The sequence below is a fragment of the Burkholderia sp. BKH01 genome (assembly GCF_025685725.1).
Classification (GTDB): Bacteria; Pseudomonadota; Gammaproteobacteria; order Burkholderiales; family Burkholderiaceae; genus Burkholderia; species Burkholderia pyrrocinia_C.
Window position 1 is genome coordinate 1 of the sequence record NZ_JAOTQT010000061.1, and the last position, 521, is coordinate 521.

General features: G+C 71.2%; 1 pseudogene. It reads right to left on the reverse strand.

Features of this window, described 5'->3' with window-relative positions:
• Positions 1 to 446 (reverse strand): annotated as a pseudogene (locus OEJ37_RS34800) (hypothetical protein); the annotation flags it as partial.
• Positions 447 to 521 lie beyond the last annotated feature (75 nt).

Below are 521 nucleotides of genomic sequence, written 5' to 3' on the forward strand. Positions count from 1 at the left end.
GCGAACGCAGCTTGGGGCTGCGCAGCAAACGGCAGCAGGCCGCCGAGTCGGCCGAGCAGTTCGCCAAGCATCGGCGCAGCGGTGCCGACGATGGCGCCACCCACGCCCTGCGGTGCGAACGCTGCCTGCGGCTGCACCGAGAACGGCAGCAGGCCACCGAGCTGTCCAGCGACGGTGCCGACGGTCGGCCCGACCGATTTCAGGATGTCGCCGAACACGCCTTGCGGTGCGAACGCAGCTTGGGGCTGCGCAGCAAACGGCAGCAGGCCGCCGAGTCGGCCGAGCAGTTCGCCAAGCATCGGCGCAGCGGTGCCGACGATGGCGCCACCCACGCCCTGCGGTGCGAACGCTGCCTGCGGCTGCACCGAGAACGGCAGCAGGCCACCGAGCTGTCCAGCGACGGTGCCGACGGTCGGCCCGACCGATTTCAGGATGTCGCCGAACACGCCTTGCGGTGCGAACGCAGCTTGGGGCTGCGCAGCAAACGGCAGCAGGCCGCCGAGTCGGCCGAGCAGTTCGCC